We start from the raw sequence: 25,577 nt of genomic DNA, 5'->3' as shown, positions 1-25,577 counted from the left end.
ATTTCTGGCGGTCCCGGGTCTTCGCCCGGGATGACAACGCGGTTGGTGGAATTTTGCTGGATACGCGCTGGTGCGCGGATGCTATTGACGCGCAAAACAGCGTTAGGGAGCGCATCATGCGAGACATCGCCCATTTCGTGAACGGTCAGACCCTGACCGGTTCCTCCGGCCGCTTCGGCGACGTCTTCAATCCCAACACGGGCGAGGTCCAGGCCCGCGTCCAGTTCGCGACCGACGCCGAGCTCGACGCCGCCGTCCAGCACGCCGCCAAGGCCCAGATCGGCTGGGCCCAGACCAATCCCCAGCGCCGCGCCCGGGTGATGTTCGAGTTCAAGCGCCTGATCGAGCGCGACATGAACGTCCTGGCCGAGATCCTGTCGTCGGAGCACGGCAAGGTCATCGCCGACAGCAAGGGCGACATCCAGCGCGGTCTGGAAGTCATCGAGTTCGCCTGCGGCATCCCGCATATCCTGAAGGGCGAATATACCGAGGGCGCGGGTCCCGGCATCGACGTCTATTCGATGCGCCAGCCGCTGGGCGTCTGCGCGGGCATCACCCCGTTCAACTTCCCGGCCATGATTCCGATGTGGATGTTCGGCATCAGCATCGCCGTCGGCAACACCTTCATCCTCAAGCCGTCGGAGAAGGATCCGACGGTTCCGGTCAAGCTGGCCGAGCTGATGATGGAGGCCGGGGCGCCGGCTGGCGTGCTGAACGTGGTGCACGGCGACAAGAGCGCCGTCGACGCCATCTTGACCCATCCGGACATCAAGGCCGTCAGCTTCGTCGGCAGCTCCGACATCGCCCACTACGTCTACCAGACGGGCACGGCGCACGGGAAACGCGTCCAGGCCATGGGCGGCGCCAAGAACCACGGCATCGTCCTGCCCGACGCCGACCTCGACCAGGTGGTCAAGGACCTGTCGGGCGCGGCCTTCGGCTCGGCCGGCGAACGCTGCATGGCGCTGCCGGTCGTCGTGCCGGTCGGCCAAAGGACGGCGGACGAACTGCGCGAGCGCATGGTCGCCGAGATCGGCTCGCTAAAGGTCGGGATCTCCACCGACGCCGACGCCCACTATGGCCCGGTGGTCTCCAGCCAGCACCGCGCCAAGATCGCCGACTACATCCGCATCGGCCAGGAAGAGGGCGCCGAACTGGTGGTCGACGGCCGCGACTTCAGCCTGCAAGGCTATGAGAAGGGCTTCTTCATCGGCCCGTCGCTGTTCGACGGCGTCAAGAAGGGCATGAAGACCTATCAGGAAGAGATCTTCGGCCCGGTGCTGCAGATGGTTCGCGCCGAGAGCTTCGAGGAGGCCCTGGCCCTGCCGTCCGAGCACCAGTACGGCAACGGCGTCGCCATCTTCACCCGCAACGGCCGCGCGGCGCGCGAGTTCGCGGCGCGGGTCAATGTCGGCATGGTCGGCATCAACGTGCCGATCCCGGTGCCGGTCGCCTACCATACCTTTGGCGGCTGGAAGCGCTCGGCGTTCGGCGACACCAACCAGCATGGCGTCGAGGGCGTGAAGTTCTACACCAAGGTCAAGACGGTGACCGCCCGCTGGCCGGAAGGCGACGTGGGCGACAGCAGCTTCGTCATCCCGACGATGAAATAAGCGCGGAGGCGGCGATGAGCGGTCTGGTTCGACGATCCTTCCTGTCCCTCGCCGCCGCCGGGCTCCTGGCCGGCGCCGCGCGCGCCCAGACCAAGGCCGAGCTCGCGGCGGTCGGCCAGTACGGCGACAAGGCCGCGCCGCTGACCGTGTTCGAGAAGGACGGGGCGCTGTTCGTCGATGGGGCTGGGCTGTCGTCGGCGCGCCTGACGCCCTCGGGTGGCGGCCGCTATGCGATCGCCGGCGGCGGCGAGCTGGTCCTGGAGAAGGGCGCGGTGCGCCTGAACGGAACCTCGCTGGCCTGGCATGACTTCGGGGCCGAGGCCCAGGAGGCCATCCATAAGGCCGTCCGCGCCGATCCGGTCGCGCTACGCCAACGCGCCCTGGCCGCCACGCCGCCGGTCGAGACCGAGGAGCATCTGCCGGCCGACCTGGTCGATCTGACGACCGTCGACCCGCGCATCAAGCTCGACATCCGCTATGCCGGGTCGAACAACTTCATGGGCATCCCGCTGTATGAGCGCGCGGCCGCCTACATGCAGCGCCCGGCCGCCGAGGCCGTCGGCCGCGCCCAGAAGGTGCTGGCGGAGAAGGGCTATGGCCTCTTGATCCACGACGCCTATCGACCCTGGTTCGTGACGTGGATGTTCTGGGAGGCGACGCCGCCCGAGGACCACGCCTTCGTCGCCGACCCCGCCAAGGGCTCGCGCCACAACCGCGGCTGCGCGGTCGACCTGACGCTGTACGACCTGAAGACCGGCAAGCCGGTCGAGATGCCCAGCCGCTACGACGAGTTCTCGGGCCGCGCCTATGCCGACTTCGTGGGCGGCACGAGCGCGCAGCGGGCCCGGCGGGCGGTGCTGCGCCAGGCGATGGAGGCCGAGGGCTTCGCGGTCTACACCGAGGAGTGGTGGCACTTCGACTACAAGGACTGGAAGCGCTACGGGATCGGGACCAGGACCTTTACCGAACTGGCGGCTCGAAGCTGATCACCGCCCAACCGTAAGACCGGATCCGCCAGCCGCCGGCCTCGCGCGCCTGCACGAACGTCCAGCCGCCCAGTTCCTTGAAGGAAACCCCGTCACGCACGCCGGTCCAGTGGGTCGGCAAGGTGAAGTGGACGATGTCGTCCGTGAGGCCGAAGTCCTGCGGCGGGCCGAAGGCGTGGCGCAGGTCGGCGATCGCGCCGACGTGGCTGGCCATCAGGGCGCGCCAGTGGGCGAGGCCGGCCTGGCCGGTGAACACGTGTGGCGGGAAGTTCTCGAGGATGGTGATGTCGCCGGTCGAGAAGACGTGGTCGAGGTGGGAGCCGTCGGCGGTCTCGAGGAAGCGGGCCAGGGCCTCGGGGGCGACCATCATCGCGGCGTCGGGGGCGGTCATAGTCATCTCACGCCAGCCTTTGCCTTGCCGTCACGGACAAGCCTTCGCTACGATCGGAAGGCGATCATGTCCATGAGCTTCAAGGCGTCATGTCCGGCCGCGCCCAGTTGGGTGTTGTCGAAGACGCACCACGCCTCGCCACTCGTCTGGGCCTTCAGCTTTTCGGCCAAGGCGGCGAGGCTCGTTTCTTCATAGGCCGAGCGGTACATCACGGGCGAGCCGTGCAGACGGTAATAGGTGAGCCCACCCCAGCCTCCTGGCTCGGCGGCTTCGGGAACCTTCGCCGGATCGGCCGCGACACGAGCCACTTCGAACGTCGTGAGCACCGCCGCCGCCTCGGACGAAAACCAAGTCGCGTGGCGCGGCTCCAGCACGGTCGGTGCGTCGGTGCGTCTACGCCATGTCTTGAGAAACGCCTCGACGGTCGCCGGATCGAAGGTCAGGCTGGGCGGCAGTTGCACCAGCAACGGACCGCGCTTATCGGCCAAGCCGTCGGTCTCTTCCAGAAACCGCTCCAGCGGATCGTCGATCGCCACCAGCCGCTGCTCGTGTGTGATCGTCTTGGGGACCTTCACCGCGAACTTGAAGTCCGGCGGCGTGCTGGCGGCCCAGCGTTCGTACGTCTTGCGCTGGTGAGGGCGGTAGAAAGATGTGTTGATTTCGGTGGCGTTGAGGCGCGCCGCGTAGCGTTGCAGTCCCGTCCCCTCGACCGGGAACGCATCGGCGACGCGATAGAGGCTCCAGCCGGCCGTCCCGAGGCGAATATCCATTCCCACTCAGCGCGCGAGACCGCTTGCGGGTTCAGCCTCGCGGCCGCCAGGTCAGCACGTCGGCGCTGTGGCCGACGCCGGCCTTGGCGCACATCTGCTTGACCGGGCACGCGCCGCACTTGGGCCCTTCGTGAGGGCACAGCATCTGGCCCAGTCCTCGCTTCATCAGCCAGTGCAGTTCGAACAGGTCGTCGGCCGTCCACGCGTCCGGCGCCTGGCCCATCAGCGTGTGATAGGTGTGGGTGCTGTCGCCGGCCCCGACCAGGCCGATCCGCTTGGCGACGCGATCGACGTGGGTGTCGACGACCAGGGCCCGCATCGCCAGGTCGCTGAAGTTCAGCACGCAGGCGGCGACCTTGACCCCGACCCCAGGCAGAGCCTGCAGCGCCCAGCGCGCCTGGTCGACCTCAAGGCCCTTCAGGTGGTTTAGCGACAGCCAGCCGACCTTGTCCTCGATCATCCTGAGGGCGGTGGTCAGGTGGCGGGCCTTGTCGCCCGGGAAGGTGACGTCGTCGATCAGCCGCGCCACCGCCGCGACTGGTGCGCGGGCCAGGTCCTCCCAACACTTGAATTCGGCCCGCAGGCGTAGGAAGGCAGCCCACGAGACGGCATCCAGCGTCCGGCCGCTGATCGACGACTTGACCAGTTGCGAGATCGGATCCATCCGCGCCGCCGGTCGCTGCGGACCGAACTCGCAGAGCAGGGCGTCGCGGACACTCTCCAGCGGGGACCGGGCCAGACCTAAGGACAGCTGCATGGGAACTCGCCGCGCCAGAACATAATGAGAACATTATGCGGCGCGGATTAGTTTGTCCACAGTCCCGGCTCGACGCGCTTCGCGCTTGCCGGGATGACAGTTTTTATCGCCGGTAACGCCCCCAGAGCGCCGTCACCCGGCGACGCAGGCGCTGGAAAGCCACGCGGACCGGTGTCGGCGCCAGATGCGGGGCGGGGCGTTCCTCTTCCGGAAGCTCGACTCCGGCGAAGCGGGCGATCAGGTCGCGCAGCGCGGGCTCCTGTACGACCAGAGCGGCCTCGACCGGCGTCATCCATTCCAGCGTCCGCTGGCCCTTCTCGGGCCAGGTGTCGTGCTCGCCGGTCACCCGCAGCGGAAAGACGTCGACCTTGACCAGCCGCGCCGCGCCGCTCTTCAGCTTCTTGAGATACTCGTACTCGCCGATCGCGGTCTCGGCGATCACGCCGTCGAGGCCCGCCTCCTCATAGGCTTCCTGGGCGGCGGCGGCGAAGTTGGTCTTGTCCTTCATCGGCCAGCCCTTGGGGATCACCCAGCGGCGGGTCTCGCGAGAGGAAACCAGCAGGATGCGCAGGGCCTCGCCCTCGCCCCGCCACGGCAGGGCGGCGACCTGGCGGCGCTTGCCGCCAGCCTTGCGGCCTTCCTGCTTTCCCCCAGCGTCGGTCACTTCATCCAGAACCCGAGATAATAGAACAACGCCGCCGTCAGCGCCGCCGCCGGCAAGGTGACGATCCAGGCGATGACGATGTCCTTGGCGACGCCCCAGCGCACGGCCGAGACCCGGCGCGAAGCGCCGACGCCGACAATAGCGCCCGTGATCGTGTGAGTCGTCGAGACCGGAACGCCGATATGGGTCGCCAAAAACAGCGTGATCGCGCCGCCGGTCTCGGCGCAGAAGCCCTGCATCGGGGTTAGGCGGGTGATCTTGCTGCCCATGGTATGAACAATGCGCCAGCCGCCGAACAGGGTCCCCAGGCCCATGGCGGTCTGACAGGCCAGCACCACCCAGAACGGGATCTCGCCGGCTTTCTCCGTGGCGCCATGGGCGAACAGCAAGGCGGCGATGATGCCCATGGTCTTTTGGGCGTCGTTGCCGCCGTGGCCCAGGCTGTACAGCGCGGCCGAGACGAACTGCAGCTTGCGGAACACCCGGTCGGCGAAGAACGGCGAGCTCTTCACGAAGGTCCACGAGACGATCAGCACGAGAACGAGCGCCAGCAGGAAGCCCATGGTCGGCGAGACCACGATGCCCGCGGCGGTCTTGCCCAGGCCCGCCCATTGAATGGCGCCGAGGCCGCCGACCTTGGCGGTCGCCGCGCCGACCAGGCCGCCGATCAGGGCGTGCGAGCTGGACGAGGGGATGCCCGCCCACCAGGTCAACAGGTTCCAGCTGATCGCGCCCATCAGGGCCGCGAAGATCAAGCGGTCGCTGATCACGTGCGGGTCGACAATGCCCGAGCCGACCATCTTGGCCACGTGCAGGCCGAAGAACAGGAAGGCGATGAAGTTGAAGAACGCCGCCCACAGCACCGCCCAGCGGGCGGACAGCACCCTCGTCGAGACGATCGTGGCGATCGAGTTGGCGGCGTCGTGCAGGCCGTTCAGGAAGTCGAACGCCAGGGCGACGACGACCAGGAAGACCAGGATCAGGAACGTGGCGTCCACGGGACTCAGACCTGCTCGACGACGATGCCGCTGATGCGGTTGGCCACGTCCTCGAAGCGATCCATCACCTTCTCGAGATGGCTGTAGATGTCGACACCGACGATGAAGGCCATCGGGTCGCCGGTGCGATGGGCCAGGAACAGGTCCTTGCGGCCCTGGTCGTACATCCGGTCGGACTGTTCCTCGATCTCGGTGATCTTCACCGCGATCTCGCTGAGCTTGTGGGCGTTGAGGCGCATCTTCGGCAGCAGGCTCACGGCCTCTTCCGTCAGCTTGGCGGCCTCGACGATGACCCGGGCCATCTCGCGCATCTGCGGCTCGAAGGTCCTGACCTCGAACAGGCTGACGACCTTGGCGGTCTTGCGCATCTGGTCGATGGCGTCGTCCAGCGAAGTGGTCAGGTCCTGGATGTCGCTGCGGTCGAACGGCGTGATGAAGGTGCGGCGCACGGCGATCATCACCTGGCGGGTGACCTCGTCGGCCTCCTCCTCGTGCTGGTCGACGCGGGCGCTGGCGGCCGCGACCGCGTCGCCGCCGGCGGTCATGTCGTGCAGCGCCTGCGCGCCCGCGACCAGGGTCCGCGCATGGGCGGAGAACAGGTCGAAGAAGGCGTCTTCCTTCGGCATGATGGCCTTGAACAAGCCCAGCATTTTGCTTCTTTCCTTCGTGCGACGCGGTGAGGAGGCCCCATACGCGAGGCGAGAAATCCGTGCGGAACGATGTCCGTCCGTGAACGGATCGCCGCGCGGCGCACGGGAACCACGGAAGGATTTGGCCGTCAAATCCTATCTGTGAAAGTTATGTGACGGCTCTCGCTTTCCCTCGGACCTTGCGGCAAGCATTGCCTTCGCGCCGGGATGCTCCATCTGGAGGGAAACAGGCGCGCAGGGATGGAGTCGCGTTCATGGCTTTCACGCTGACCATCAACGGGGAGACCCGCACGGCCGACGTCGAGGGCGACACGCCCTTGCTGTGGGTGCTGCGCGACACACTGGGCCTGGTCGGGGCCAAGTACGGCTGCGGCGCGGCCTTGTGCGGGGCCTGCACGGTGCATCTGGACGGCGTCCCGGTGCGCGCCTGCGTCACGCCGGTCCAGCGGGTCGGCAAGAAGGCGGTGACCACGATCGAGGGCGTCGGCAAGACGCCGGTCGGGGCCAAGGTCCAGGAGGCCTGGAAGGCCATCGACGTCCCGCAGTGCGGCTATTGCCAGGCCGGGCAGATCATGTCGGCCACGGCGCTGCTGACCGCCAAGCCCAAGCCGACGGACGCGGACATCGACGCGGCCATGAACGGCAACCTGTGCCGCTGCGCGACCTACATCCGCATCAAGAAGGCGATCAAGGTCGCCGCCGGCCAGGTGAAGGCGTGACCATGGCCGACCTGCTCGAAAAGCCCTCGCGTCGCCTGTTCCTGCAAGCCGGCGCGGCCGCCGGCGGCGGGCTGCTGCTGTCGTTCAACCTGCCGGGCGCGGTTCGGGCGGCGGGGGCGCCGGCCGGGGCCGCCCTCAACGCCTTCGTCCGTATCGCGCCGGACGGGATCGTCACCATCGCCGCCAAGCGTCCCGAGATCGGGCAGGGCATGAAGACCGCCCTGCCGATGATGATCGCCGAGGAACTGGACGTCGACTGGGCCAAGGTCCGCGTCGAGCAGGCCCCTGTCGACGCCAAGATCTATGGCGAGCAGTCGGCTGGCGGCTCGACCTCGACTCCTGACGAGTGGGAGCCGACCCGCCAGGTCGGGGCCGTGGGCCGCGCCCTGCTGATCCAGGCCGCCGCCCAGCGCTGGGACGTCCCGGCCGCGGGCCTGGTCACCGAGCCTGGCGTCGTCGTCGATCCGGCCGGCAAGCGCCGCATCGCCTATGGCGAGCTGGTCGAGGCCGCCGCCAAGCTGACCCCGCCCGATCCCGGCGCCGTGCCGCTGAAGGATCCCAAGACCTACCGCATCGTCGGCAAGGCCCACGGACAGTCCGACAACCCGGCGATCGTCACCGGTCAGTCGCTGTTCGGCATCGACGTGCGCCTGCCCGGCATGCTGTACGCCACTTTCCTGAAGGCCCCCGTGTTCGCGGCCAAGGTCGACAAGGTCGACCTCGCGCCCGCCAAGGCCGTGAAGGGCGTCCGCGACGCCTTTATCGTCGAGGGCGGGACCGCGCTGGAAGGCTTGCTGCCCGGCGTGGCCGTGGTGGCCGACAGCTGGTGGGCGGCGCGCAAGGGGCGCAACGCCCTGGAGGTGAGCTGGGCCGACCACCCGACCGCCGCCCAGAGTACGGCCGCCTTCGCCGCCAAGGCCGCCGAGCTGGCCAGGCAGCCGCCCCAACGCACCCTGCGCAAGGACGGCGATGTCGACGCGGCCCTGAAGAGCGCGGCCAAGGTCGTGACGGCGTCCTACGACTATCCGTTCATCGCCCACGCCACCCTGGAGCCGCAGAACTGCACCGCCTCGTGGAAGGACGGCAAGGTCGAGATCTGGGCTCCGGCCCAGAACCCCGAGGACGGCCGCGAACTGGTCGCCAAGACCCTGGGGATCAGCCAGGACGACGTCACCATCCACTTCACCCGTAGCGGCGGCGGCTTCGGCCGGCGGCTGATGAACGACTTCATGGTCGAGGCGGCATGGATCTCGAAGGTGGTCGGCGCGCCGGTGAAGCTGCTGTGGACCCGCGAGGACGACACCCAGCACGACTTCTTCCGTCCGGCCGGCTGGCACCATCTGAGCGCCGGCCTGGACGCCAACGGCGACCTGGTCGCCTGGCGCAACCACTTCGTCAGCTTCGGTCCCGAGAAGGGCTTCGTCCGGGCCGGCAACATCAGCGGCAATCAGTTCCCGGCCCGCGCCGTGGCCAACTATGCGCAGGACGTCTCGGTCATGCCGCTGGGCGTGCCGACCGGCTGGCTGCGCGCGCCGGGCAACAACGCCATCGGCTGGGTCCTGCAGAGCTTCATCGACGAACTGGCCGTGGCCGCCGGCGAGGATCCGGTCGCCTTCCGTCGCCGCCTGCTGGGCGAGCCTCGCCTGCTGGGCGAACCGGGCAAGGGCGACAGCGTCCACACCGGCCGCCTGCGCGGCGTGCTGGACCGCGCCGCCGAAATGGCCGGCTGGGGGCGCAAGGTTCCGAAGGGAACGGGCTTGGGGATCGCCGTCCACTACAGCCACCAGGGCTATGTGGCGGTGGCGGTCGAGGCCTCGGTCGGCGAGGGCCCAATGGGAGCGGGGAGAGCGCCCAAGGTCCACAAGGCCTGGGCCGCCGTCGATGTCGGCCGCCAGATCGTCAATCCCAGCGGCGCCGAGCAACAGGTGCAGGGCTCGGTCCTCGACGCCATCGGCGCCACGCTGCGCCAGAGGATCACCTTCGAGAACGGGTCGGCCGTCGAGAGCAATTTCGGCGACTTCCCGCTGCTGCGGATGGCCGAGGCGCCGCCGGTCGAGGTGGCCTTCGTGCTGTCGGACAACAAGCCGACGGGCCTGGGCGAGCCGGCCTATCCGCCGACCCCGCCGGCCCTGTGCAACGCTCTCTACGCCGCCACCGGCAGGCGCATCCGCACCTTGCCGATCGGCGACCAACTGGCCTGATTTCGAAACGGCGTGCTAGGAGCGTGAACACACGTTTCTAGCAGAGCCTTTCCATGTCCCAGGTCACCGTCGTCAGCCACCCGCTTGTCCAGCACAAGCTGACCAAGATGCGGGACAAGACGACCTCGACGAAGACCTTCCGCGCCCTGATGCGCGAGGTCGCGACCCTGATCTGCTACGAGATCACCCGCGACCTGCCGATGGACCCGGTCGAGATCGAGACCCCGGTCGCCCCGACCACGGCCTACGAGATCGCCGGCAAGAAGCTGGTGTTCGCCCCGATCCTGCGCGCGGGCCTGGGCATGTGCGAAGGCATGCTGGACCTGGTCCCCTCGGCCCGCGTGGCCCACATCGGCCTCTATCGCGACCACGATACGCTGGAGGCCGTCGAGTATTACTTCAAGGCGCCCGAGGACATTTCCGGCCGCCTGGTCATCGTGGTTGATCCGATGCTGGCCACGGGCCACTCGGCCATCGCCGCCATCTCCCGTCTGAAACACTACGGTGTCACGAACCTGCGCTTCGTCTGCCTGTTGGCCGCCCAGCCCGGTGTCGAGGCGCTGCAGGCCGCGCATCCGGACGTGCCGATCTGGACGGCGGCGGTCGACGCCAAGCTGAACGAGCACGGCTACATCGTGCCGGGGCTGGGCGATGCCGGCGACCGGACGTTCGGGACGCGGTAGGAACCCGCGGCAACCCCTTAGTCCGCCAAAGCCTTCACGAATGCCTTCACCACGGTCGCCGAATTGTCCGACGCCAGGGCCATGAAGGTGTGCATCTCGTTCGCCCCCGCGCCGCCGCCGGCCAGGTCCGAGAGGCTGCGGAAGGCGATGAACGGGGTCTTGTTGACCAGGGCGACGTGGGCGACGGCGGCGCTTTCCATGTCCACGACCCGGGCCTCGAACGTGGCGCGCAGATATTTGCGGTAGGCGGCGTTGTCGAGGAACACCGGGGCCGAGACGCCATTGCCGCCGACGACGACCTTGGGCGGGTGGACCAGACACTTGTCGGCGGCGCAGCGCTGCAGGGCGACCTCGGCGGCGACCTTGCGGGCGGTGGCCAGCAGGGCCGGATCGGCCGGGAACCAGAGGCGGGCCGGCGTGCCGAGGGCGTCGCCGGGCATGTGGATGCCGCGCGGATAGATCATGCCGAAATTGGCCAGCGACGTGGTGCGGATGCTGGGCGCGACGTCGAAGCCCTTGTCGGTCTCGCGGGCGAAGGCGCTCTCCAGGTTCTGCGCCCATTGGTCGGCGACCACGACGTCGCCGATGTCCAGTCCCTCATCGACCCCGCCGGCGATGCCCGAGAAGACGATGCGGGTGATGTTGAAGCGGTCCAGCGCCATCTGCGTGGTCATGGCCGCGTTGACCATCGAGACGCCGCTCAGGAACACCACCACCGGCTTGCCCTCGAGCTGGCCGGTCGTGAAGGTCACCCCGTGGACATCGAAGGTCTTTGGCTCGCGGGTCGCCGCGTTCAGGGCGCCGATCTCCGGTGGGAAGGCCGAGATGACGGCGACGCGGGGCGTCTCGTCCAGCTTCTGAGCCAGGGCGGGAGAGACGACGAGGAACAGGCAGGCCAGAACGAGGGCGGGCAGACGCATGGCGACTCCTTGGAAAGCGGCCTGGGGAGGGCGACTCGGCTTGCTTAACCGCCACGCGGTCTCGGCCCAAGCGGCGAGATGCGCGCGAAGGTCAGCTTGGTGATCAAGGACACAGCGCGGGCGGTCTCGGGTTGCTAAGTGACGGATCACTGGCAAAGGTGGACGACGATGGACGACCGCTCAGACCTACGCGACCGCCTTGGCGAATTGGCCGCCGCGCTGGGGCTGGGTCTGGTCGTGTTCGTCCTGGCCTACCTCTGCATCGACCTGCCGCGGCGTTTCGGCCACAACGCGCCGATCTGGCTGGCCAACGCCGTCGTCCTGACGGCCCTGTTGCGCACCGAGACCCGGCGCTGGCCGCTGCTGATCGCCGGGGCGGCGACCGGCACCTTCCTGGCCAGCCTCTATCTCAAGGCCAGGCTGGGCGTGGCGGCCGGCCTGATGGTCGCCAACGTCGTCGAATATCTGTTCTGCGCCTGGGCGCTGCGAAGGACCGTCGGGCCGACGATCGTCATCGGCCAACCGCGCGACCTGGGCCTGCTGGCGCTGTTCGGCGTGTGTGGGCCGCTGATCTCCGCCGCCATCTCCACGGCGACCTTCGCGGCCCTGGGCTGGGGCGCCCTGCCGATGAGGGCGATGAGTTGGATCCTGTCCAACGCCCTGGGCCTGATGGCGCTGGTCCCTTGCCTACTGGCCCTGAGCCAGGCGCGCGACCTGCTGGCCGAGCGACCTCTGACCCGGCGCGGCTGGCTGGCCCTGGCGGCGCTGGACGCGGCCGCCTTGCTGGTGTTCGGCCAGAGCCGCTATCCGCTGCTGTTCCTGCTGCCGCCGGTCCTGGCCTTCGTCGCCCTGGAGCTGGAAGTGCTGGGCGCGGCGATCGGCGTGGCCATGGTCGGCGCGGTGGCGGTGGTGTTCACCGCCCTGGGTTCTGGCCCCATTGGCCTGATTGGCGGCGACCTGACCGAGCGGGCCCTGATCCTGCAGCTCTTCCTGGTGGTGGCCATCTTTTCGGCCCTGCCACTGGCGTCGACCAGCGCGCAGCGTCGTCGCCTGAAAGTCCAGGCCGAGGAAGCGGCCCAGGTGAAAGCCGAGTTTCTGGCCAACATGTCCCACGAACTGCGCACGCCGCTGACCGCCGTGCTGGGCTTCACCCAGCTGGTCGAGAACCAGCCCGAGCTCAGCGACGAGACCCGCGCCTATGTCCAGCGGGTGGCCAATGCCGGCAAGGCGCTGCGGGCGACGGTCAACGACATTCTCGACTTCTCCAAGCTCGAAGCCGGTCAGGTCGACATCAAGCCGCAGCCGATGTCGCCCGCCGAGCTGGCGCGCGAGGTCGTCGAACTGTTCGCGGCTCAGGCGCGCGACAAGGGCGTGATGCTGCGGGTCTCGGACGGGGAGACCCTGCCGCCGCTGGTGGAGGCCGATCCCGACCGCCTGCGCCAGATTCTGCTGAACCTGATCGGCAACGCGGTGAAGTTCACCGACAGCGGGGCGGTGATCGTCACCGCGCGGTTCGAGACCCGAACCCAGCGTCTGGCGTTCGAGGTCTCCGACACCGGCCCCGGCGTCGCGGCCGACCAGGCGGGGCAGCTGTTCCAGCGTTTCTCGCAGGTCGATGGCGCGTCGAGCCGCAAGTATGGCGGCACGGGTCTGGGCTTGGCGATCTGCAAGGGGCTGGTCGACGCCATGGGCGGCGAGATCGGCGTCGAAAGCGAGGCGGGGGCGGGCTCGCGCTTCTGGTTCGAGATTCCGGCCCGCCTGGCTCAGGCCGTCGCCGAGGACCATGCGCCCCAGACGCCGATCGGCTTGCCGGAGGGCTGCCGCGTCCTGGTGGTCGACGACAACGCCGCCAACCGGCACCTGGTCCGCGCCATCCTCGGCCCGTTCGGCGTCGACCTGGTCGAGGCGTCGGACGGCGACGAAGCGATCGTCGAGGCCGAGGGCCAGGCCTTCGACGTCATCCTGATGGACCTGCGCATGCCGCGGGTCGACGGGCGTGTCGCGGCGACCCGCATCCGCGACGGGCAGGGACCCAACCGCCGGCGGCCGATTCTGGTGTTCTCGGCCGACGCCTTGGCGCTGCCGGCCGACGACCTGTTCGACGGCCACGTGGCCAAGCCCCTGTCCGCCCTCGGATTGATCGAAGCGATGGCGACGGCGATCGGCGAGCAGGAAACCTTGTCGCCGGCGGTCTGAAAACGTGGCGGGCGTTTGACGCCTTAACCATCTTGGGCTTCATACCCCTCGAACAGTGTTCGCCGCCGAGTGGCCCAGGGCTTTTTTGCAATCGATGTCCAAGCGCGTTCCCCTGATCTATGTGGCCGATGACGACGAACCGACGCTCGAACTGATCGAGGCGTTCCTGACCCGCGATGGCCTGGAGGTCGTGGGCTTTCCCGCCGCGGACCGGCTGATCGCCGCGATCCCGGTGCGCCGTCCCGACGCGATCCTGTTGGATGTGCGCATCCCCGGACAGAGCGGCCTCGACGCCCTGAAGGCGCTCAAGGAATCCGAGGCCGCCGACATCCCGGTTCTGATGCTGACCGGTGACGGGCGCCTGGACCGTATCGTCCAGGCCATGCAGCTGGGCGCCAAGGGCTATGTGATGAAGCCGTTCGACGGCCCCAAGCTGGTCGGCGAGGTGCGGGCGATGCTGAGGCCAGCCTAGTTGATCAGCGAGCGGAACCAGGCCAGGACCTCGTCCCACCAGGCCAGGAAGTTCTCGAACAGGCTGGGACCCTTGGACGGCGGCGCGGGCTTGGCCTCGACGGGGACGAACCAGCTGGGCGCGGCCGGTGGGGCGCAGTTCATCCGCATGCCGACACCCTTCAGATAGCCGCGCCGCACGCCGCCGGACTCGATGGCCTTGCGCACCGCCTTGTCGTGCTTCGCCGCGCCGGTCAGCTTGCGGATCCAGCCCCGGAACGGCAGCACGTCCTGCGTCGTGTCGCGAACCCCGGCCACGCCGACGCCGTACGCCGCGTCGGCGACCTTCTTGCCTTTCGAGCGCGCGTCGGGCGGCGGGGCCTCGTCGAGGTCGGGACCCAATGCCGCGTCCAGCCGGCCGATCTCGGCGGCGATCGGCTCGCAGCGGGTCAGGCCGGTCATGTCATAGGGATCGGCGACCGCGCGCAGCAGCACCGGCGGGATGGCCTTCCGCTTGAGGTTCAGGTCTTCCAACGGCGCGGTGGCCGCGTCGCGGAAAGTGTCATGCGCCTGCATCTCGCCAGGGTCGGTCTGCGCCAGAGCCGGGCCGGCGGTCAGCAGCAGGAGCAGGGCGGGGATCGCGCGCATCAGGGCCTCCGCACCACTTGTCCGCCCTTCATCACGAAGACGACGGCCTTGGTCGCCTCGATCGCCTGGGTCGGATCGCCGATCACCGCCACGATGTCGGCCAGGTAGCCGGGCTTCAGCTGGCCGAGGTCGCTGGCGCGGCCCAGCACCTTGGCGTCGACGGCCGTCGCGGCCAGCAGGGCCTGGACCGGGGTCATGCCTTCCTTGACCAGCCAGACCAGCTCGCGGGCGTTGTCGCCATGCCGGAAGACGCCGACGTCGCTGCCCATGCCGATGGTGACGCCGTTCTTCACCGCCAGCTTGAAGGCGCGCTCGGCGTTGGTCATGGCCGCGGTCGGCGGGGTCTGGCCGGCGACATAGCCGCCGAAATAGGTCGATGTGCTCTCGACCGCCGTCAGAGTCGGGAAGAAGACGACGCCCTTCTCGGCCATCAGCTTGAAGGTGGCGTCGCTGCCGCCATAGCCGTGCTCGATGGTGTCGACCCCGGCCAGAACCGCCCGGCGCATGCCCTCGTCGCTGGAGGCGTGGGCCGAGACCGGGCGGCCGCCGGAATGGGCGGTGTCGACCAGGGCCTTCAGCTCCTCGATCGAGAAGGTCGGCTGGGTGGAGCCGTCGGGGCCGACCCGGTAGTCGGCATAGACCTTGATCCAGTCGGCGCCGGCGCCGGCCTGCTCGCGCACGGCCTTGATCACCTCGGGAACGCCGCTGGCTTCCTGGGCGCCCTGGGGCAGGTCGGCCTCGGGATTGTAGTTCTTGCGGGCCGGGCCATAGGCGCCGGTGGCCACGATCGCCTTGGTCGCCACGAACAGGCGCGGGCCCGGGATCAGGCCGTCGTTGATCGCCTTCCTCAGCGGGACATCGGCCGCGCCGACGCCCTCGGTCCCGAGGTCGCGCAAGGTGGTGAAGCCCGCCTCCAGCGTCGCCTTGGCCTGCACCGCCGCGCGCAGGGTGCGGTAGGTCGGCGTCTCCTTCAGCACCTGATCGTCCCACAGGGTCTCGTTGTACGGATGCAGGAACAGATGGCTGTGCAGGTCCATCAGGCCCGGGATCACCGTCGCGCCCGGCAGGTCGATGATCTCGGCGTCTGGCGTCGCCACCTGGGCGGCGGGACCGACGGCGGCGATCTTGCCGTCCTTGACCAGCACGGCCCAGCCCTCGCGCGGCGGACCGGCGTTCTCGGCCGTCCAGACCCTGGCCGGCTTGATCAGGATCGGCGGGGCCGCGACAGCCAGGCCGGGCGCCAGGATCAGGGCGAGGGCGGTGAGAAGGCAGCGCATGGGACGACTCGCGATGGAACGCCGCCAGCTAAGCCGAAAACCGCCTCAAGCGCCAAAGCGCAGATGGATCAGGGGATAGGGCCGGCCCTGGCCGTCGGTCGCCGACCAGCCCGTGCGTTCGAAGCCCATGTGCTCATAGAAGCCCACGGCCTGGACGTTCTGCTCGTTGACGTCGGTGGTCAGCATCGGGTGAACGGCCAAGGCGTAGTCGATCATCATCGCGCCGACGCCGGCTCCGCGATGCTCGGGGTCGATGAACAACGCATGCATGTGGCCGTTGTCGATCAGCATGAAGCCCAGGGCGCGGTCGCGATCGTCCACGGCCAGCATCAGCGGCGCGGTCGGCAGGAAGTCCTGGACCTCGCGACCGATGGCGGCGCGGTCCTCGAGCGTGAGGAAGTCGTGGGTGGCGTCGACGGCGGCGGCCCAGATCTCGACGACACGGTCGCCGTCGGCCGGGCGGGAAGGGCGGAGCCTGATCATCGACGCGCTTTAGCCCGCGGCGGCCTCCCGCGCCAGCCGGGCGCAGACCTCGGCGGTGTGGGCGTCGGCGGGGAAGGCGCACTCGATCCGCAGCTCGTCCAGGGTGACGTCGCGCGGCGCGGCGAAGGTGGTGATGGTCTCGAAGAACCGCAGGTCTCCCAGATCGCTGCGGAAGACCAGGTTCAGCACCGGCGCGGGCTCGGTCTCGACGTCTCGGAAGCGCCAGCGCGCCGGCACGTCGGGATAGGCCAGCACCTCGTCCAGCAGGGCCTGGGCGGTCTTGTCGGACGGGGCGGCGGCGATGTCGGCGTGCAGGTGGCGCAGGAACTTCTGGGCGACCTCGGGCCAGTTGACGATCACGGCGCGGAAGTCGTCGGGATCGAACACCTGGCGCAGCAGGTTGCTGTGCGGGCTCTGCTTGCCGCGCATCAGCAGGGCGTTGACCCGCTGGGCGGCGGCGTTGGCCATCAGCACGTCGAAGTGGCGGTTGATCACGAAGGCGGGATAGGGCTCCTGGTGGGCGACGATCAGCTCGATCGCCTCGCGCATCCGCTCCAGGGCGGGGGTGACCAGGGTGTTCTCGGAATATTGCGGCGCGTAGCCGGCGGCCAGCAGCAGCGTGTTGCGCTCGCGCAGCGGCATGGCCAGGGCGTCGGCCAGGCGGAACAGGGTGTCGCGGCTGGGCTGGGCCTTGCCGGTCTCGACGCAGCTGAGGTGGCGGGTCGAGACCCCAGTCTCCAGCGACAGATCCAGCTGGCTTAGCCGCCGCGCGGCCCGCCACTCGCGCAACAGGGCGCCGACCGGGGGATGGGCGCTCTTGCTCCGCGTCGCTTGGCGCCGCGCCGCGTTGGGGGAGTTGATGTCCATTCGTCGAGCGTCCCATCCCTACGTCGATCATGGCCGATCGCGCCTTTGAGGGGGATATGGGGTCCAGCTACGCCGTTGCGACGGGGCGACGACACGAGAAACGAAAAAGGCCGGGGATCGCGCCCCGGCCTTTCCGTCGATCGGCGTGTGGCCGGATCAGATTTCCTGGTTGTACTTGCCGACGCGGTCGCCCAGGCGCGGCTTCACTTCCTGGTGGAACAGGGCGCGCATGTCGTCTTCCGACTGGGTGCTCTCAACCACGACGACCACCTCGGGCTTGTTCGACGAGGCGCGGACCAGGACCCACGAGCCGTCTTCGAGGTGGACGCGCACGCCGTTTACCGTGATCACCTCGGTGATCTTGCGGCCCAGGATCGAACCGCCGGCGGCGAACAGGTCCTCGTATTCCTTCACCACCTCGGCGACGACCCCGTATTTCTTTTCGTCGTCGCAGTGCGGGCTCATGGTCAGCGAGGTGAAGGCCACCGGCAGGGCCTTGCGCAGATCGCTGAGCTTCTTGCCGGGGTTGCGGTCCAGCATGGCCAGGACGGCGGCGGCGGCGGTCAGGCCGCAGTCGTAGCCGTAGCCCAGCTCGCCGTTCATGAAGAAGTGGCCGCTCTTCTCGAAGCCGGCCAGAGCGTTCAGCTCGGCGCTCTTGCGCTTGATGTAGCTGTGGCCGGTCTTCCAGTAGACGACCTTGCAGCCGTGCTGCTGAAGGATCGGGTCGGTGGCGTAGAGGCCGGTCGACTTGACGTCGACCACGAAGGTCGCGCCCGGATGCAGCGGGGCCAGGTCGCGGGCCAGCATCAGGCCGATCTTGTCGGCGAAGATCTCCTCGCCCTCGTCGTCGACGACGCCGCAGCGGTCGCCGTCGCCGTCGAAGCCGAAGGCCAGGTCGGCCTTGTGCTCACGGACGGCGTGGGCCATCTCGTGCAGCATCTCGACGTCTTCCGGGTTCGGATTGTACTTCGGGAAGTTGAAGTCGAGGTCGGTGTCCATCGGCACGACCTCGGTGACGCCCATCTTCTGCAGGGCCTCGACCACGAAGGCGCCGGCCGTGCCGTTGCCGCAGGCGGCGACCACCTTCAGCGGGCGCTTGAGGCTGGCGCGCTTGGCGACGTCATCGATGTAGCGCTGGGCCTCGCCCTGAACGCGGATCAGCTTGCCGCCCTCGCGCTCGACGAACTTGGCGCCCAGCACGATGTCCTTCAGGCGGCCCATCTCGTCCGGACCGAAGGTCAACGGGCGCTGGGCGCCCATCTTCACGCCGGTCCAGCCGTTCTCGTTGTGGCTGGCCGTGACCATGGCCACGCAGGGGATGTCGAGGTCGAACTGGGCGAAATAGGCGGTCGGCGACAAGGCCAGGCCGATGTCGTGCACCTCGCAGCCCGCGCTGAGCAGGCCCAGGATCAAGGCGTTCTTGATCGAGGTCGAGTACGAGCGGAAGTCGTGGCCGACCACGATCTTCGACTGGCCCAGCTCCTGGATGTAGGTGCCCAGGCCAAGACCCAGGGCCTGGACGCCCAGCAGGTTGATCTCGGGGCCGAACAGCCAGCGCGCGTCGTACTCGCGGAAGCCGGTCGCCTTGACCAGCGGTTCGTTTTCGTAGGCGGCGGTATTCGGAACCAGATCGGCGCGGGGTGCGGAGAACATCGAAGGCTCGCTTCAGTTTTGAGGAGGTCGCTTTAGCCGCCTCTTGGTCGGACGGCTAGCGCGATCACATGACAAGGTTCGGTAAATTCGGATGTGACTTGAAGCACGGCAGTCATAAAGTATGAGCGGTTTTGGCGGCCGCCGTGCGTAGAGCTTCAGATCACGCCGGCGCGCAGCAGATCGTGAACATGCAGAACGCCGACCGGGCGATTGGCGTCCACCACGAACAGCACGGTGATCCGCTTTTCGTTCATGATCTTCAAGGCCTCGGCCGCTAGGGCGCTGGGGGCGATGGTCAGCGGAGCGCGGGTCATGACTTGACCCGCTGTATGCTGAAGAAGCCCGTCCATGTGGCGACGCAGGTCGCCGTCGGTGATCAGGCCGGCCAGTCGGCCCGCGCCGTCGACGACACCGACAGCGCCGAAGCGTTTCTCGCTCATCACCAGCAGGGCGTCGGGCATGGCGGCGTCGACGCCGATCAGCGGCAGCTCGTCCTCGCCGTGCATCAGGTCGCCGACCGTCCGCAGCATGGCGCCCAGCTTGCCGCCCGGATGGAAGACCCGGAAGTCGCTGGCCGTGAAGCCGCGGCGCTCCAGCAGGGCCACGGCGATGGCGTCGCCCAGGGCGATCTGCAGGGTCGTTGACGTGGTCGGCGCATTGACCTCGGCCGTGCCCTCGGGTGCGTCGGGCAGCAAGAGCAGGACGTCCGCCGCGCGCCCCAGCTGGCTATCGGCGAAGGCGGTCATGGCGATCAACGGGATCGAGAACCGCTTGGCGTAGGCCAGGGTGTCGGAAAGCTCGCGCGCCTCGCCCGACTTCGACAAAGCCAGGATCACGTCGTCCGAACCGATCATGCCGAGGTCGCCGTGCGAAGCCTCGGCGGGGTGGACGAACATCGCCTGGGCGCCGGTCGAGGCCAGGGTGGCGGCGATCTTGCGCGCCACGTGGCCGGACTTGCCCATGCCGGTGCAGACGACCCGGCCCTTGGCGTCGAACAAAACCTCGACGGCGCGGGTGAAGGACTTGCCCAGCGACTCGGACATGGAGCGCAGGGCGTCGGCCTGGATGCTCAGTACGCGGCGACCGACGGCGACGGCGTCGAAAGCGCTCATTGCTGCATTTGCCCGACGGTCTCGACGGCCTTCTTGGCGGCGGCGTCGCGGCGGGCCGCGGCGTCCTTTTCGCGCTGGATCCTGGCCTTCATCTCGGGCGTCTGCTGCACCGGCGTGTGGCCGAACGGACCCCAGGAGCGGTCGCCCTGGCCTTGCGGCCAGACGAGGGAAAAGGCGATCAGCGCCACGGCGATCAGCCCCATCAGAGGCATGAAAAAGCGATCAGGCATGGCCCGCCTATAGCACGGGCGACGGCGCGGGGGAGGGGGAAGAAGGAGAGGCGGCCGTTCCGCGCTTGACGCTGGAGCCGCCTGGCCTTAGCCCGCGCCGTGACATTCCCAGACTCCGAAGGTAGCCCGATGCCGACCCTCGTCCTGCTTCGCCACGGCCAGAGCCAGTGGAACCTGGAAAACCGCTTCACCGGATGGGTCGATGTCGACCTGACGGCCGAGGGCGAGGCCCAGGCCAGGAAGGGCGGCGAGCTGATCAAGGACGCCGGCATCCAGATCGACCACGCCTTCACCTCGGTCCAGACGCGCGCCATTCGCACCGGCAACCTGGCCCTGGACGCCGCCAAGCAGAGCTTCGTGCCGGTGACCAAGGACTGGCGCCTGAACGAGCGCCACTACGGCGGGCTGACCGGCCTGAACAAGGCGGAGACGGCCGAGAAACACGGCGAGGCCCAGGTGACGATCTGGCGTCGTTCGTACGACGTGCCGCCGCCGGAATTGGCCCCGGGCGGTGAGTACGACTTCGCCAAGGATCGCCGCTACAAGGGCGCGACCCTGCCATCGACGGAAAGCCTGGCCACCACCCTCGTCCGCGTGCTGCCATACTGGGAAAGCGACATCGCGCCTCACCTGAAGGCCGGCGAGACCCTGCTGATCGCCGCGCACGGCAATTCGCTGCGCGCCATCGTCAAGCACCTGTTCAACGTGCCCGACGACAAGATCGTCGGCGTCGAGATCCCCACGGGCAACCCGCTGGTCATCGAGCTGGACTCTCAGTTGAAACCGACCAGCGCCCGCTACCTGGACGAAAGCCGCGCCGAAGCCCTGCCGTCGGTCGGTTGAGGCGGCCGGCAAGCTTCACCGGAAGCCGTTGGAAACACGGCGTTAATTATGCTCTGCGCATGGTGGTTTCTCACTTTGGGATTCCATGCGAACCATGAGCGCCGCCGCGCCGACGACACAGGAATACAAGCGCCTGACGCAGTACGACGTGGACGTCATCTGCGCCAAGCACGACCGCCTGTGGTCCGCCCGCATGGGCGGGGCGCGCGCTGTCTTCGCCTTCTGCGATCTGTCCGGCCTGTCCATGACGGGCCGCAATCTCTGCGACGCCGACTTTACCGGCGCGATGATGGTCGGCTGCGATCTGCGCAAGACCAAGATGGATAACGCCAACTGCTATGGCGCGGACATGCAGGGAGCGGACCTGACGGACGCCTCGATGCGCCGGGCCGACCTGCGTGGCTCCAGCCTGCGCGGCGCCAACCTGACCGGCGCCGACATGTTCGAGGCCGACCTGCGCGAAGGCACGCTCGCGGCCGCCGACCGCAAGGAAGGCTATCGGGTCATCGAACTGACCCAGCGCGAGGCCTACGCCACGGGGGCGAACCTCAGCGGCGCCAATCTGGAGCGCTCGCGCCTGTCGGGCATCGTCGCCACCAAGGCCGATTTCAGCGACGCGATCCTCAAGGACGCCAAGCTGGTCCGCGCCAACCTCAAACAGGCCAATTTCAACGGGGCGAATCTCGCCGGCGCCGACCTGTCGGGCGCGAACCTGGCCGGCGCGGACCTGCGCAACACGGTGCTGGTCGGCGCCAAGACCATGTCGTGGAACATCAACGACACCAATCTGGACGGCGCCCTGACCGACAAGGCGTCGGGCACGAGTGTCAGCGACATGCCCTACGAGCAGATGATCGCCGACCACGCGCGTTGGTGCGAAACGGGCGGCGGCGAGGGCAAGCCCTCGGTGTTCGACAAGGCCGACCTGCGTAATCTGCGATCTGTCCGCGGTTTCAACCTGACCGCCCTCTCGGCCAAGGGCGCGGTGTTCTATGGCCTCGACATGGAAGGCGTGCAGATGCAGGGCGCCCAGCTGGACGGGGCGGACCTGCGGGCCTGCAACCTGCGCCGGGCCGATCTGCGCGGCGCGCGTCTCAAGGGGGCCAAGCTCTCGGGCTCGGACCTGCGCGACGCCCAGCTGGGTCCGCTGTTGATCGCCGCCGACCGCGTGCTGCCGGTCGACTTGACGGGCGCCATCCTGGCCAATGCCGATCTCGCCCGCGCCGACTTACGCCAGGCCCGGATGGCCGGGGCGGACGTCTCGCGCGCCAACTTCACCGGCGCCCAATTGAAGGACATCGACCTGACCGGCGCGATCCGCCTGGCGGCGCGCGGCCTGGATGATGTCATCTGAGAAATATTTCGCGGCGAATGGGCGCGGCTTAACGGTTCGCTCGTCCTCCGCCGCTACAGTCCGCGTAACCTAGAAAAGACCTAACGGGGAAAGCGTTATGGACGCCGCGCAAAGCGTGGCCGGGCGTCGCCGCCTGAGCCAAGCCGAGCTCGACATGATCGTAACGGCGCACGAGAAATTCGTTACCGGCAAGCAGGGCGGCAAACGCGCCTCCCTACGCTTCATGCAGCTGTCGGGCCTTGATCTGTCGTTCCGGAATTTGACCGATGCGGACCTGTCCGCCTCGATCCTCGACGGCTGCCGCATGGTGCGCACCAAGCTGGACCGCGCCAGCCTGTTCGGCGCGGACCTGCGCAAGACCGACATGCGCCAGGCGTCCCTGATCCGCGCCGACCTGCGCGGCGCGTGCCTGCGCGGCGCCAACCTGGCCCAGGCCGACCTGACCCAGGCCGATTTCCGCGAAGGCCAGATCGCTATTCCGCATCCCCGCAAGGGCCTCGACACCCTGCGCCACGAAACCCGTCAGGGCGAGGTCGACGAGGTCAACTTCTCGGGCGCCACCCTGGACGGTTCGCAGTTCGAAGGCGTCTCGGCGTTCAAGGCCGACTTCAGCGACTGCTCGCTGCGCGGCGCCAAGCTGTCGGGCGCCAACCTGAAGGAAGCCAATCTGGCCGGGGCCATCCTGGACGGGGCCGACGTGAAGGGCGCCAATCTGGAAGGCGCCAACCTCTCGGGCGCGGTCATGGCCGGCGTCGACACGTCCACCGCCCGCGTCAGCGGCGCTAGCATGACCGGCGCCGTGCGCACGGTGACCCGCGAGGCCCTGGCCAAGGCGGAGGAGCTCTACAAGCGCTGCCTCGATAACCAGCGCTGGTGTCAGACCGGCGGCAAGGAGGGCGCGGCCGCGCGCTTGGACGGCGAGGACCTGCGGCCGCTGGGCGACAAGTTGAAGGGTCTGCGCCTGACCGCCATGAGCGCCAAAGGCGCCTGCATGGTCGGCATCGATCTGTCCGGCGCCCAGCTGCAGGGCGCCAATCTGGCGAACGCGGACCTGCGCGCGGCCAATCTGCGCGGCGCGGACCTGCGGGGCGCCAAGCTGACGGGCGCGAACCTGACCAAGGCGGACCTGCGCCAGGCCTTCCTGTCGCCATTGCCGCTGGGCCCGGACCGCCGGACCCAGGCCAATCTGCAGTCGGCCCGCATGCGCTACGCCATGATCCAGACGGCGGACCTCAGCGAAGCCGTGCTGGACGGCGCCGACCTGCGCGGTTCGGACTTCACCGGCGCCCGCGTGACCAAGGCCAGCTTCCGCGAGGTCGATCTGAACCAGGTCCAGGGCCTGGACCTCTCGGCGCCTTAGGGGGCGTAGCGGCCGTTCGCACAAGACCCACCAACCCGTCGTCATTCCCCCCCTCGGGCCGGCGAAGCCGGTCCCGGGGGGCGGGAATGACGAAGCTATAAATATCTGAATGTCGATTGACTCTGGGGGCGCGCACGAAAAAGGCGGCGCAGAGCTGCGCCGCCTAGTTCAGAGGGGATTGGGGAGACTAAGAGGAGGCGCGCTTAGGCGGCCTTTTCGCCTTCGATCAGGGTCGAGGGCGTGGTCGACTTGATCTCCACGGTGCGGGGCTTCAGAGCTTCCGGCAGTTCACGCTTCAGCGCGATCGACAGCAGGCCGTTCGACAGGTCGGCGTCGACGACGACCAGGTAGTCGGTCAGTTGGAACTTGCGCTCGAAGTTACGCTCGGCGAGCCCGCGGTGCAGGTACTGCTTCGCATCGTCGTTGGCGGTCTTGCGGCCGGTGACGGTCAGCAGGTTTTCCTTGACCTCGACGTTCAGTTCTTCCGGCTTGAACCCGGCCACCGCGATCTCGATCCGGTAGTCGTTCTCGCCGATACGTTCGATATTGTAGGGGGGATAGCCCGAAGCCGCTTCGTTACGAGCGGCGGCGTCCAGCTGGTCGGCGAGGCGGTCAAAGCCGACGAGCGAGCGGTACAGGGGCGAAAGGTCGATCGTACGCATAGGTTCAGATCCTTCTTATCAAGCAAGGTCTTCGAATGTTCGTCCCGTCGGCGGCCCGAAATCGGCGTCGCCTGTGGTCCGGAAGGCCCGGGTTTCCAGCGCCTTCGCCAATCTAGTTGGTGAGCGGATTTTCGGGTTCAAGGGGCGACAACGCATCGAACGTGAATCGTTTGACGCACCGCCGGCCCCGGCTAAGGTCGCGCCTTCGCCCGCCCGCCGAAGGACACGCCCCATGCCACTTCGCCGTCACGTTCTCCTGCTCGCCGCCGCCCTGACCGTTTCCGCGCCGGCCGCCTTCGCCGCGACGGATCCGGCCCTGAAGGCCGCGATCGCCTCGCCGACCCGTCCGACGGGAGACGTCGCCCGCGACGGCGCGCGCCACCCGTACGAGAGCCTGTCGTTCTGGGGGCTGAAGCCCAACCAGACCGTGATCGAGATCTCGCCCGGCGGCGGCTACTGGACCGAGATCCTGGCGCCCTACGCCAAGGTGACTGGCGGAACCTATGTCGCCGGCGTCGCGGATCTCTCGAATCCGAAGCTGTCGGAAGGAGCCAGGAAGGGCCGCGCCGATTTCGAGGCCCGCTTCGCCGACGCCGCCAAATACGGCAAGCCGCAATTCGTCGACTTCGGCGTGGCGTCGGGCCCGCTGGGGGCACCGGGCTCGGCCGACCTCGTGCTGACCGCCCGCAACGTCCACAACTGGACCCAGACGCCGGGCATGGCCGACAAGGTGTTCGCCGACTTCTTCGCCGTGCTGAAGCCGGGCGGCGTCCTGGCTGTCGAGGATCATCGCGCCGATCCGCGTTCGGAGAAAGAGGCCGGCGCCGACGGCTATCTGAACACCGCGACCGTGATCGCCCTGGCCCGGAAGGCCGGCTTCAAGCTGGACGCCCAGTCCGAGATCAACGCTAACCCCAAGGACACCAAGGACCATCCGTTCGGCGTCTGGACCCTGCCGCCTACCCGGCGCTCGGCCCCGGCGGGCCAGCCGGCCAATCCGAACTTCGACCGCGCCAAGTACGAGGCCATCGGCGAGAGCGACCGCATGACCCTTCGCTTCCGTAAGCCCGCTTGAGTTTGGGCCGCCTGA

The 25,577-nt window shown here is 68.4% G+C and carries 26 protein-coding genes; 11 read left to right on the top strand and 15 right to left on the bottom strand.

Features of this window, described 5'->3' with window-relative positions; translation table 11 throughout:
- Nucleotides 1-116: 116 nt before the first annotated feature.
- Complete coding sequence (locus tag ABIC66_RS07270) at nucleotides 117-1,613, top strand: CoA-acylating methylmalonate-semialdehyde dehydrogenase (RefSeq protein WP_354068959.1); 1,497 nt, start codon at nucleotides 117-119, stop codon at nucleotides 1,611-1,613.
- A gap of 14 nt (nucleotides 1,614-1,627) precedes the next feature.
- A complete protein-coding gene (locus ABIC66_RS07265; protein WP_354068958.1) occupies nucleotides 1,628-2,599 on the top strand; it encodes a M15 family metallopeptidase in 972 nt (323 codons plus the stop codon).
- Here the strand turns inward: ABIC66_RS07265 and ABIC66_RS07260 are convergent.
- The 6 genes from ABIC66_RS07260 to ABIC66_RS07235 form a co-directional block, all read right to left on the bottom strand.
- Entirely contained in the window at nucleotides 2,574-2,990 is a 417-nt protein-coding gene (locus tag ABIC66_RS07260) for a hypothetical protein (RefSeq protein WP_354068956.1), read from the bottom strand. The genes ABIC66_RS07265 and ABIC66_RS07260 overlap by 26 nt on opposite strands.
- 47 nt (nucleotides 2,991-3,037) lie before the next feature.
- Entirely contained in the window at nucleotides 3,038-3,760 is a 723-nt protein-coding gene (locus ABIC66_RS07255) for a DUF72 domain-containing protein (protein ID WP_354068954.1), read from the bottom strand.
- A 31-nt stretch (nucleotides 3,761-3,791) separates the two neighbouring features.
- Nucleotides 3,792-4,517: an endonuclease III domain-containing protein gene (locus ABIC66_RS07250; RefSeq protein ID WP_354068952.1), complete on the bottom strand. Its 726-nt coding sequence runs from the start codon at nucleotides 4,515-4,517 to the stop codon at nucleotides 3,792-3,794.
- Between the two features lie 103 nt (nucleotides 4,518-4,620).
- The gene (locus ABIC66_RS07245; RefSeq protein WP_502910330.1) at nucleotides 4,621-5,190 is read right to left on the bottom strand and encodes an NUDIX hydrolase; all 570 of its coding nucleotides are present in this window, start codon (nucleotides 5,188-5,190) and stop codon (nucleotides 4,621-4,623) included.
- Nucleotides 5,178-6,179: an inorganic phosphate transporter gene (locus tag ABIC66_RS07240; protein ID WP_354068948.1), complete on the bottom strand. Its 1,002-nt coding sequence runs from the start codon at nucleotides 6,177-6,179 to the stop codon at nucleotides 5,178-5,180. Before ABIC66_RS07240 ends, ABIC66_RS07245 begins: the two co-directional genes overlap by 13 nt.
- Nucleotides 6,180-6,184: 5 nt before the next feature.
- Entirely contained in the window at nucleotides 6,185-6,829 is a 645-nt protein-coding gene (locus tag ABIC66_RS07235) for a DUF47 domain-containing protein (protein ID WP_354068946.1), read from the bottom strand.
- 254 nt (nucleotides 6,830-7,083) lie between these two features.
- On the opposite strand from ABIC66_RS07235, the gene ABIC66_RS07230 reads away from it, so the two are divergent.
- From ABIC66_RS07230 to upp, 3 genes are read left to right on the top strand one after another with little or no spacing between them, the layout of a single operon-like run.
- Nucleotides 7,084-7,548 (top strand): (2Fe-2S)-binding protein, encoded by a 465-nt coding sequence (locus tag ABIC66_RS07230; RefSeq protein WP_354068944.1) that lies wholly within the window; start codon nucleotides 7,084-7,086, stop codon nucleotides 7,546-7,548.
- A gap of 2 nt (nucleotides 7,549-7,550) precedes the next feature.
- Nucleotides 7,551-9,749: a xanthine dehydrogenase family protein molybdopterin-binding subunit gene (locus ABIC66_RS07225; RefSeq protein WP_354068942.1), complete on the top strand. Its 2,199-nt coding sequence runs from the start codon at nucleotides 7,551-7,553 to the stop codon at nucleotides 9,747-9,749.
- Between the two features lie 53 nt (nucleotides 9,750-9,802).
- The gene (gene upp / locus ABIC66_RS07220) at nucleotides 9,803-10,432 is read left to right on the top strand and encodes a uracil phosphoribosyltransferase (RefSeq protein WP_354068940.1); all 630 of its coding nucleotides are present in this window, start codon (nucleotides 9,803-9,805) and stop codon (nucleotides 10,430-10,432) included.
- 17 nt (nucleotides 10,433-10,449) lie between these two features.
- Here upp and ABIC66_RS07215 read toward each other — a convergent pair whose 3' ends face one another.
- The gene (locus ABIC66_RS07215; protein ID WP_354068938.1) at nucleotides 10,450-11,352 is read right to left on the bottom strand and encodes a 5'-methylthioadenosine/S-adenosylhomocysteine nucleosidase; all 903 of its coding nucleotides are present in this window, start codon (nucleotides 11,350-11,352) and stop codon (nucleotides 10,450-10,452) included.
- A 168-nt stretch (nucleotides 11,353-11,520) separates the two neighbouring features.
- On the opposite strand from ABIC66_RS07215, the gene ABIC66_RS07210 reads away from it, so the two are divergent.
- Nucleotides 11,521-13,548: a hybrid sensor histidine kinase/response regulator gene (locus ABIC66_RS07210; RefSeq protein WP_354068936.1), complete on the top strand. Its 2,028-nt coding sequence runs from the start codon at nucleotides 11,521-11,523 to the stop codon at nucleotides 13,546-13,548.
- 94 nt (nucleotides 13,549-13,642) lie between these two features.
- Complete coding sequence (locus ABIC66_RS07205; RefSeq protein WP_354068935.1) at nucleotides 13,643-14,020, top strand: response regulator; 378 nt, start codon at nucleotides 13,643-13,645, stop codon at nucleotides 14,018-14,020.
- Here the strand turns inward: ABIC66_RS07205 and ABIC66_RS07200 are convergent.
- The 7 genes from ABIC66_RS07200 to ABIC66_RS07170 all read right to left on the bottom strand — a co-directional run bounded on the left by ABIC66_RS07200 (nucleotide 14,017) and on the right by ABIC66_RS07170 (nucleotide 20,250).
- Complete coding sequence (locus ABIC66_RS07200; RefSeq protein ID WP_354068933.1) at nucleotides 14,017-14,646, bottom strand: hypothetical protein; 630 nt, start codon at nucleotides 14,644-14,646, stop codon at nucleotides 14,017-14,019. The two genes, ABIC66_RS07205 and ABIC66_RS07200, sit on opposite strands and share 4 nt — an antisense overlap.
- On the bottom strand, nucleotides 14,646-15,923 hold the full coding sequence (locus tag ABIC66_RS07195) for a metal-dependent hydrolase family protein (protein ID WP_354068931.1): 1,278 nt from the start codon (nucleotides 15,921-15,923) through the stop codon (nucleotides 14,646-14,648). Before ABIC66_RS07195 ends, ABIC66_RS07200 begins: the two co-directional genes overlap by 1 nt.
- A gap of 45 nt (nucleotides 15,924-15,968) precedes the next feature.
- Nucleotides 15,969-16,406 carry an acetyltransferase gene (locus ABIC66_RS07190; protein ID WP_354068929.1) on the bottom strand — a complete coding sequence of 146 codons (438 nt, stop codon included), beginning with the start codon at nucleotides 16,404-16,406 and terminating at the stop codon, nucleotides 15,969-15,971.
- Nucleotides 16,407-16,415: 9 nt separating this feature from the next.
- Complete coding sequence (locus ABIC66_RS07185; RefSeq protein WP_354068927.1) at nucleotides 16,416-17,273, bottom strand: helix-turn-helix domain-containing protein; 858 nt, start codon at nucleotides 17,271-17,273, stop codon at nucleotides 16,416-16,418.
- Between the two features lie 156 nt (nucleotides 17,274-17,429).
- A complete protein-coding gene (locus ABIC66_RS07180) occupies nucleotides 17,430-18,926 on the bottom strand; it encodes a phosphomannomutase/phosphoglucomutase (protein WP_354068925.1) in 1,497 nt (498 codons plus the stop codon).
- A gap of 155 nt (nucleotides 18,927-19,081) precedes the next feature.
- Complete coding sequence (locus ABIC66_RS07175) at nucleotides 19,082-20,038, bottom strand: KpsF/GutQ family sugar-phosphate isomerase (RefSeq protein WP_354068924.1); 957 nt, start codon at nucleotides 20,036-20,038, stop codon at nucleotides 19,082-19,084.
- Nucleotides 20,035-20,250: a hypothetical protein gene (locus ABIC66_RS07170; protein ID WP_354069387.1), complete on the bottom strand. Its 216-nt coding sequence runs from the start codon at nucleotides 20,248-20,250 to the stop codon at nucleotides 20,035-20,037. Before ABIC66_RS07170 ends, ABIC66_RS07175 begins: the two co-directional genes overlap by 4 nt.
- A 147-nt stretch (nucleotides 20,251-20,397) precedes the next feature.
- Here ABIC66_RS07170 and gpmA point away from each other — a divergent pair, with 147 nt between their 5' ends.
- The 3 genes from gpmA to ABIC66_RS07155 all read left to right on the top strand — a co-directional run bounded on the left by gpmA (nucleotide 20,398) and on the right by ABIC66_RS07155 (nucleotide 23,825).
- Nucleotides 20,398-21,111 carry a 2,3-diphosphoglycerate-dependent phosphoglycerate mutase gene (gpmA, locus tag ABIC66_RS07165; protein ID WP_354068923.1) on the top strand — a complete coding sequence of 238 codons (714 nt, stop codon included), beginning with the start codon at nucleotides 20,398-20,400 and terminating at the stop codon, nucleotides 21,109-21,111.
- A 94-nt stretch (nucleotides 21,112-21,205) separates the two neighbouring features.
- Entirely contained in the window at nucleotides 21,206-22,465 is a 1,260-nt protein-coding gene (locus ABIC66_RS07160) for a pentapeptide repeat-containing protein (RefSeq protein WP_354069385.1), read from the top strand.
- A 97-nt stretch (nucleotides 22,466-22,562) separates the two neighbouring features.
- Nucleotides 22,563-23,825, top strand: a complete 1,263-nt coding sequence (locus ABIC66_RS07155; RefSeq protein ID WP_354068921.1) for a pentapeptide repeat-containing protein — start codon at nucleotides 22,563-22,565, stop codon at nucleotides 23,823-23,825.
- A gap of 203 nt (nucleotides 23,826-24,028) precedes the next feature.
- On the opposite strand, the gene ABIC66_RS07150 is transcribed toward ABIC66_RS07155, so the two are convergent.
- Nucleotides 24,029-24,487, bottom strand: coding sequence for an Hsp20 family protein (locus ABIC66_RS07150; protein ID WP_354068919.1), 459 nt, complete (start codon nucleotides 24,485-24,487; stop codon nucleotides 24,029-24,031).
- 232 nt (nucleotides 24,488-24,719) lie between these two features.
- Between ABIC66_RS07150 and ABIC66_RS07145 the strand changes: the two genes are divergently transcribed.
- Nucleotides 24,720-25,562, top strand: a complete 843-nt coding sequence (locus ABIC66_RS07145) for a class I SAM-dependent methyltransferase (RefSeq protein ID WP_354068917.1) — start codon at nucleotides 24,720-24,722, stop codon at nucleotides 25,560-25,562.
- Nucleotides 25,563-25,577: the final 15 nt, after the last annotated feature.

Source organism: Caulobacter sp. 1776 (genome assembly GCF_040545685.1).
GTDB lineage: Bacteria > Pseudomonadota > Alphaproteobacteria > Caulobacterales > Caulobacteraceae > Caulobacter.
The sequence above is the reverse complement of the archived record's forward strand: the minus strand, read 5'-3'. Positions and strand labels throughout refer to the sequence as shown.

Bases quoted from the DNA above. Each gene is read 5' to 3' on its own strand.
- ABIC66_RS07210 (WP_354068936.1), top strand. From the start codon at position 11,521: ATGGACGACCGCTCAGACCTACGCGACCGCCTTGGCGAATTGGCCGCC.
- ABIC66_RS07180 (WP_354068925.1), bottom strand. From the start codon at position 18,926: ATGTTCTCCGCACCCCGCGCCGATCTGGTTCCGAATACCGCCGCCTAC.
- ABIC66_RS07195 (WP_354068931.1), bottom strand. From the start codon at position 15,923: ATGCGCTGCCTTCTCACCGCCCTCGCCCTGATCCTGGCGCCCGGCCTG.
- ABIC66_RS07225 (WP_354068942.1), top strand. From the start codon at position 7,551: ATGGCCGACCTGCTCGAAAAGCCCTCGCGTCGCCTGTTCCTGCAAGCC.
- ABIC66_RS07255 (WP_354068954.1), bottom strand. From the start codon at position 3,760: ATGGATATTCGCCTCGGGACGGCCGGCTGGAGCCTCTATCGCGTCGCC.
- ABIC66_RS07160 (WP_354069385.1), top strand. From the start codon at position 21,206: ATGAGCGCCGCCGCGCCGACGACACAGGAATACAAGCGCCTGACGCAG.
- ABIC66_RS07190 (WP_354068929.1), bottom strand. From the start codon at position 16,406: ATGATCAGGCTCCGCCCTTCCCGCCCGGCCGACGGCGACCGTGTCGTC.
- ABIC66_RS07175 (WP_354068924.1), bottom strand. From the start codon at position 20,038: ATGAGCGCTTTCGACGCCGTCGCCGTCGGTCGCCGCGTACTGAGCATC.
- ABIC66_RS07270 (WP_354068959.1), top strand. From the start codon at position 117: ATGCGAGACATCGCCCATTTCGTGAACGGTCAGACCCTGACCGGTTCC.
- ABIC66_RS07205 (WP_354068935.1), top strand. From the start codon at position 13,643: ATGTCCAAGCGCGTTCCCCTGATCTATGTGGCCGATGACGACGAACCG.
- ABIC66_RS07260 (WP_354068956.1), bottom strand. From the start codon at position 2,990: ATGACCGCCCCCGACGCCGCGATGATGGTCGCCCCCGAGGCCCTGGCC.
- ABIC66_RS07145 (WP_354068917.1), top strand. From the start codon at position 24,720: ATGCCACTTCGCCGTCACGTTCTCCTGCTCGCCGCCGCCCTGACCGTT.
- gpmA (WP_354068923.1), top strand. From the start codon at position 20,398: ATGCCGACCCTCGTCCTGCTTCGCCACGGCCAGAGCCAGTGGAACCTG.
- ABIC66_RS07155 (WP_354068921.1), top strand. From the start codon at position 22,563: ATGGACGCCGCGCAAAGCGTGGCCGGGCGTCGCCGCCTGAGCCAAGCC.
- upp (WP_354068940.1), top strand. From the start codon at position 9,803: ATGTCCCAGGTCACCGTCGTCAGCCACCCGCTTGTCCAGCACAAGCTG.
- ABIC66_RS07230 (WP_354068944.1), top strand. From the start codon at position 7,084: ATGGCTTTCACGCTGACCATCAACGGGGAGACCCGCACGGCCGACGTC.
- ABIC66_RS07200 (WP_354068933.1), bottom strand. From the start codon at position 14,646: ATGCGCGCGATCCCCGCCCTGCTCCTGCTGCTGACCGCCGGCCCGGCT.
- ABIC66_RS07170 (WP_354069387.1), bottom strand. From the start codon at position 20,250: ATGCCTCTGATGGGGCTGATCGCCGTGGCGCTGATCGCCTTTTCCCTC.
- ABIC66_RS07265 (WP_354068958.1), top strand. From the start codon at position 1,628: ATGAGCGGTCTGGTTCGACGATCCTTCCTGTCCCTCGCCGCCGCCGGG.
- ABIC66_RS07150 (WP_354068919.1), bottom strand. From the start codon at position 24,487: ATGCGTACGATCGACCTTTCGCCCCTGTACCGCTCGCTCGTCGGCTTT.
- ABIC66_RS07250 (WP_354068952.1), bottom strand. From the start codon at position 4,517: ATGCAGCTGTCCTTAGGTCTGGCCCGGTCCCCGCTGGAGAGTGTCCGC.
- ABIC66_RS07185 (WP_354068927.1), bottom strand. From the start codon at position 17,273: ATGGACATCAACTCCCCCAACGCGGCGCGGCGCCAAGCGACGCGGAGC.
- ABIC66_RS07215 (WP_354068938.1), bottom strand. From the start codon at position 11,352: ATGCGTCTGCCCGCCCTCGTTCTGGCCTGCCTGTTCCTCGTCGTCTCT.
- ABIC66_RS07235 (WP_354068946.1), bottom strand. From the start codon at position 6,829: ATGCTGGGCTTGTTCAAGGCCATCATGCCGAAGGAAGACGCCTTCTTC.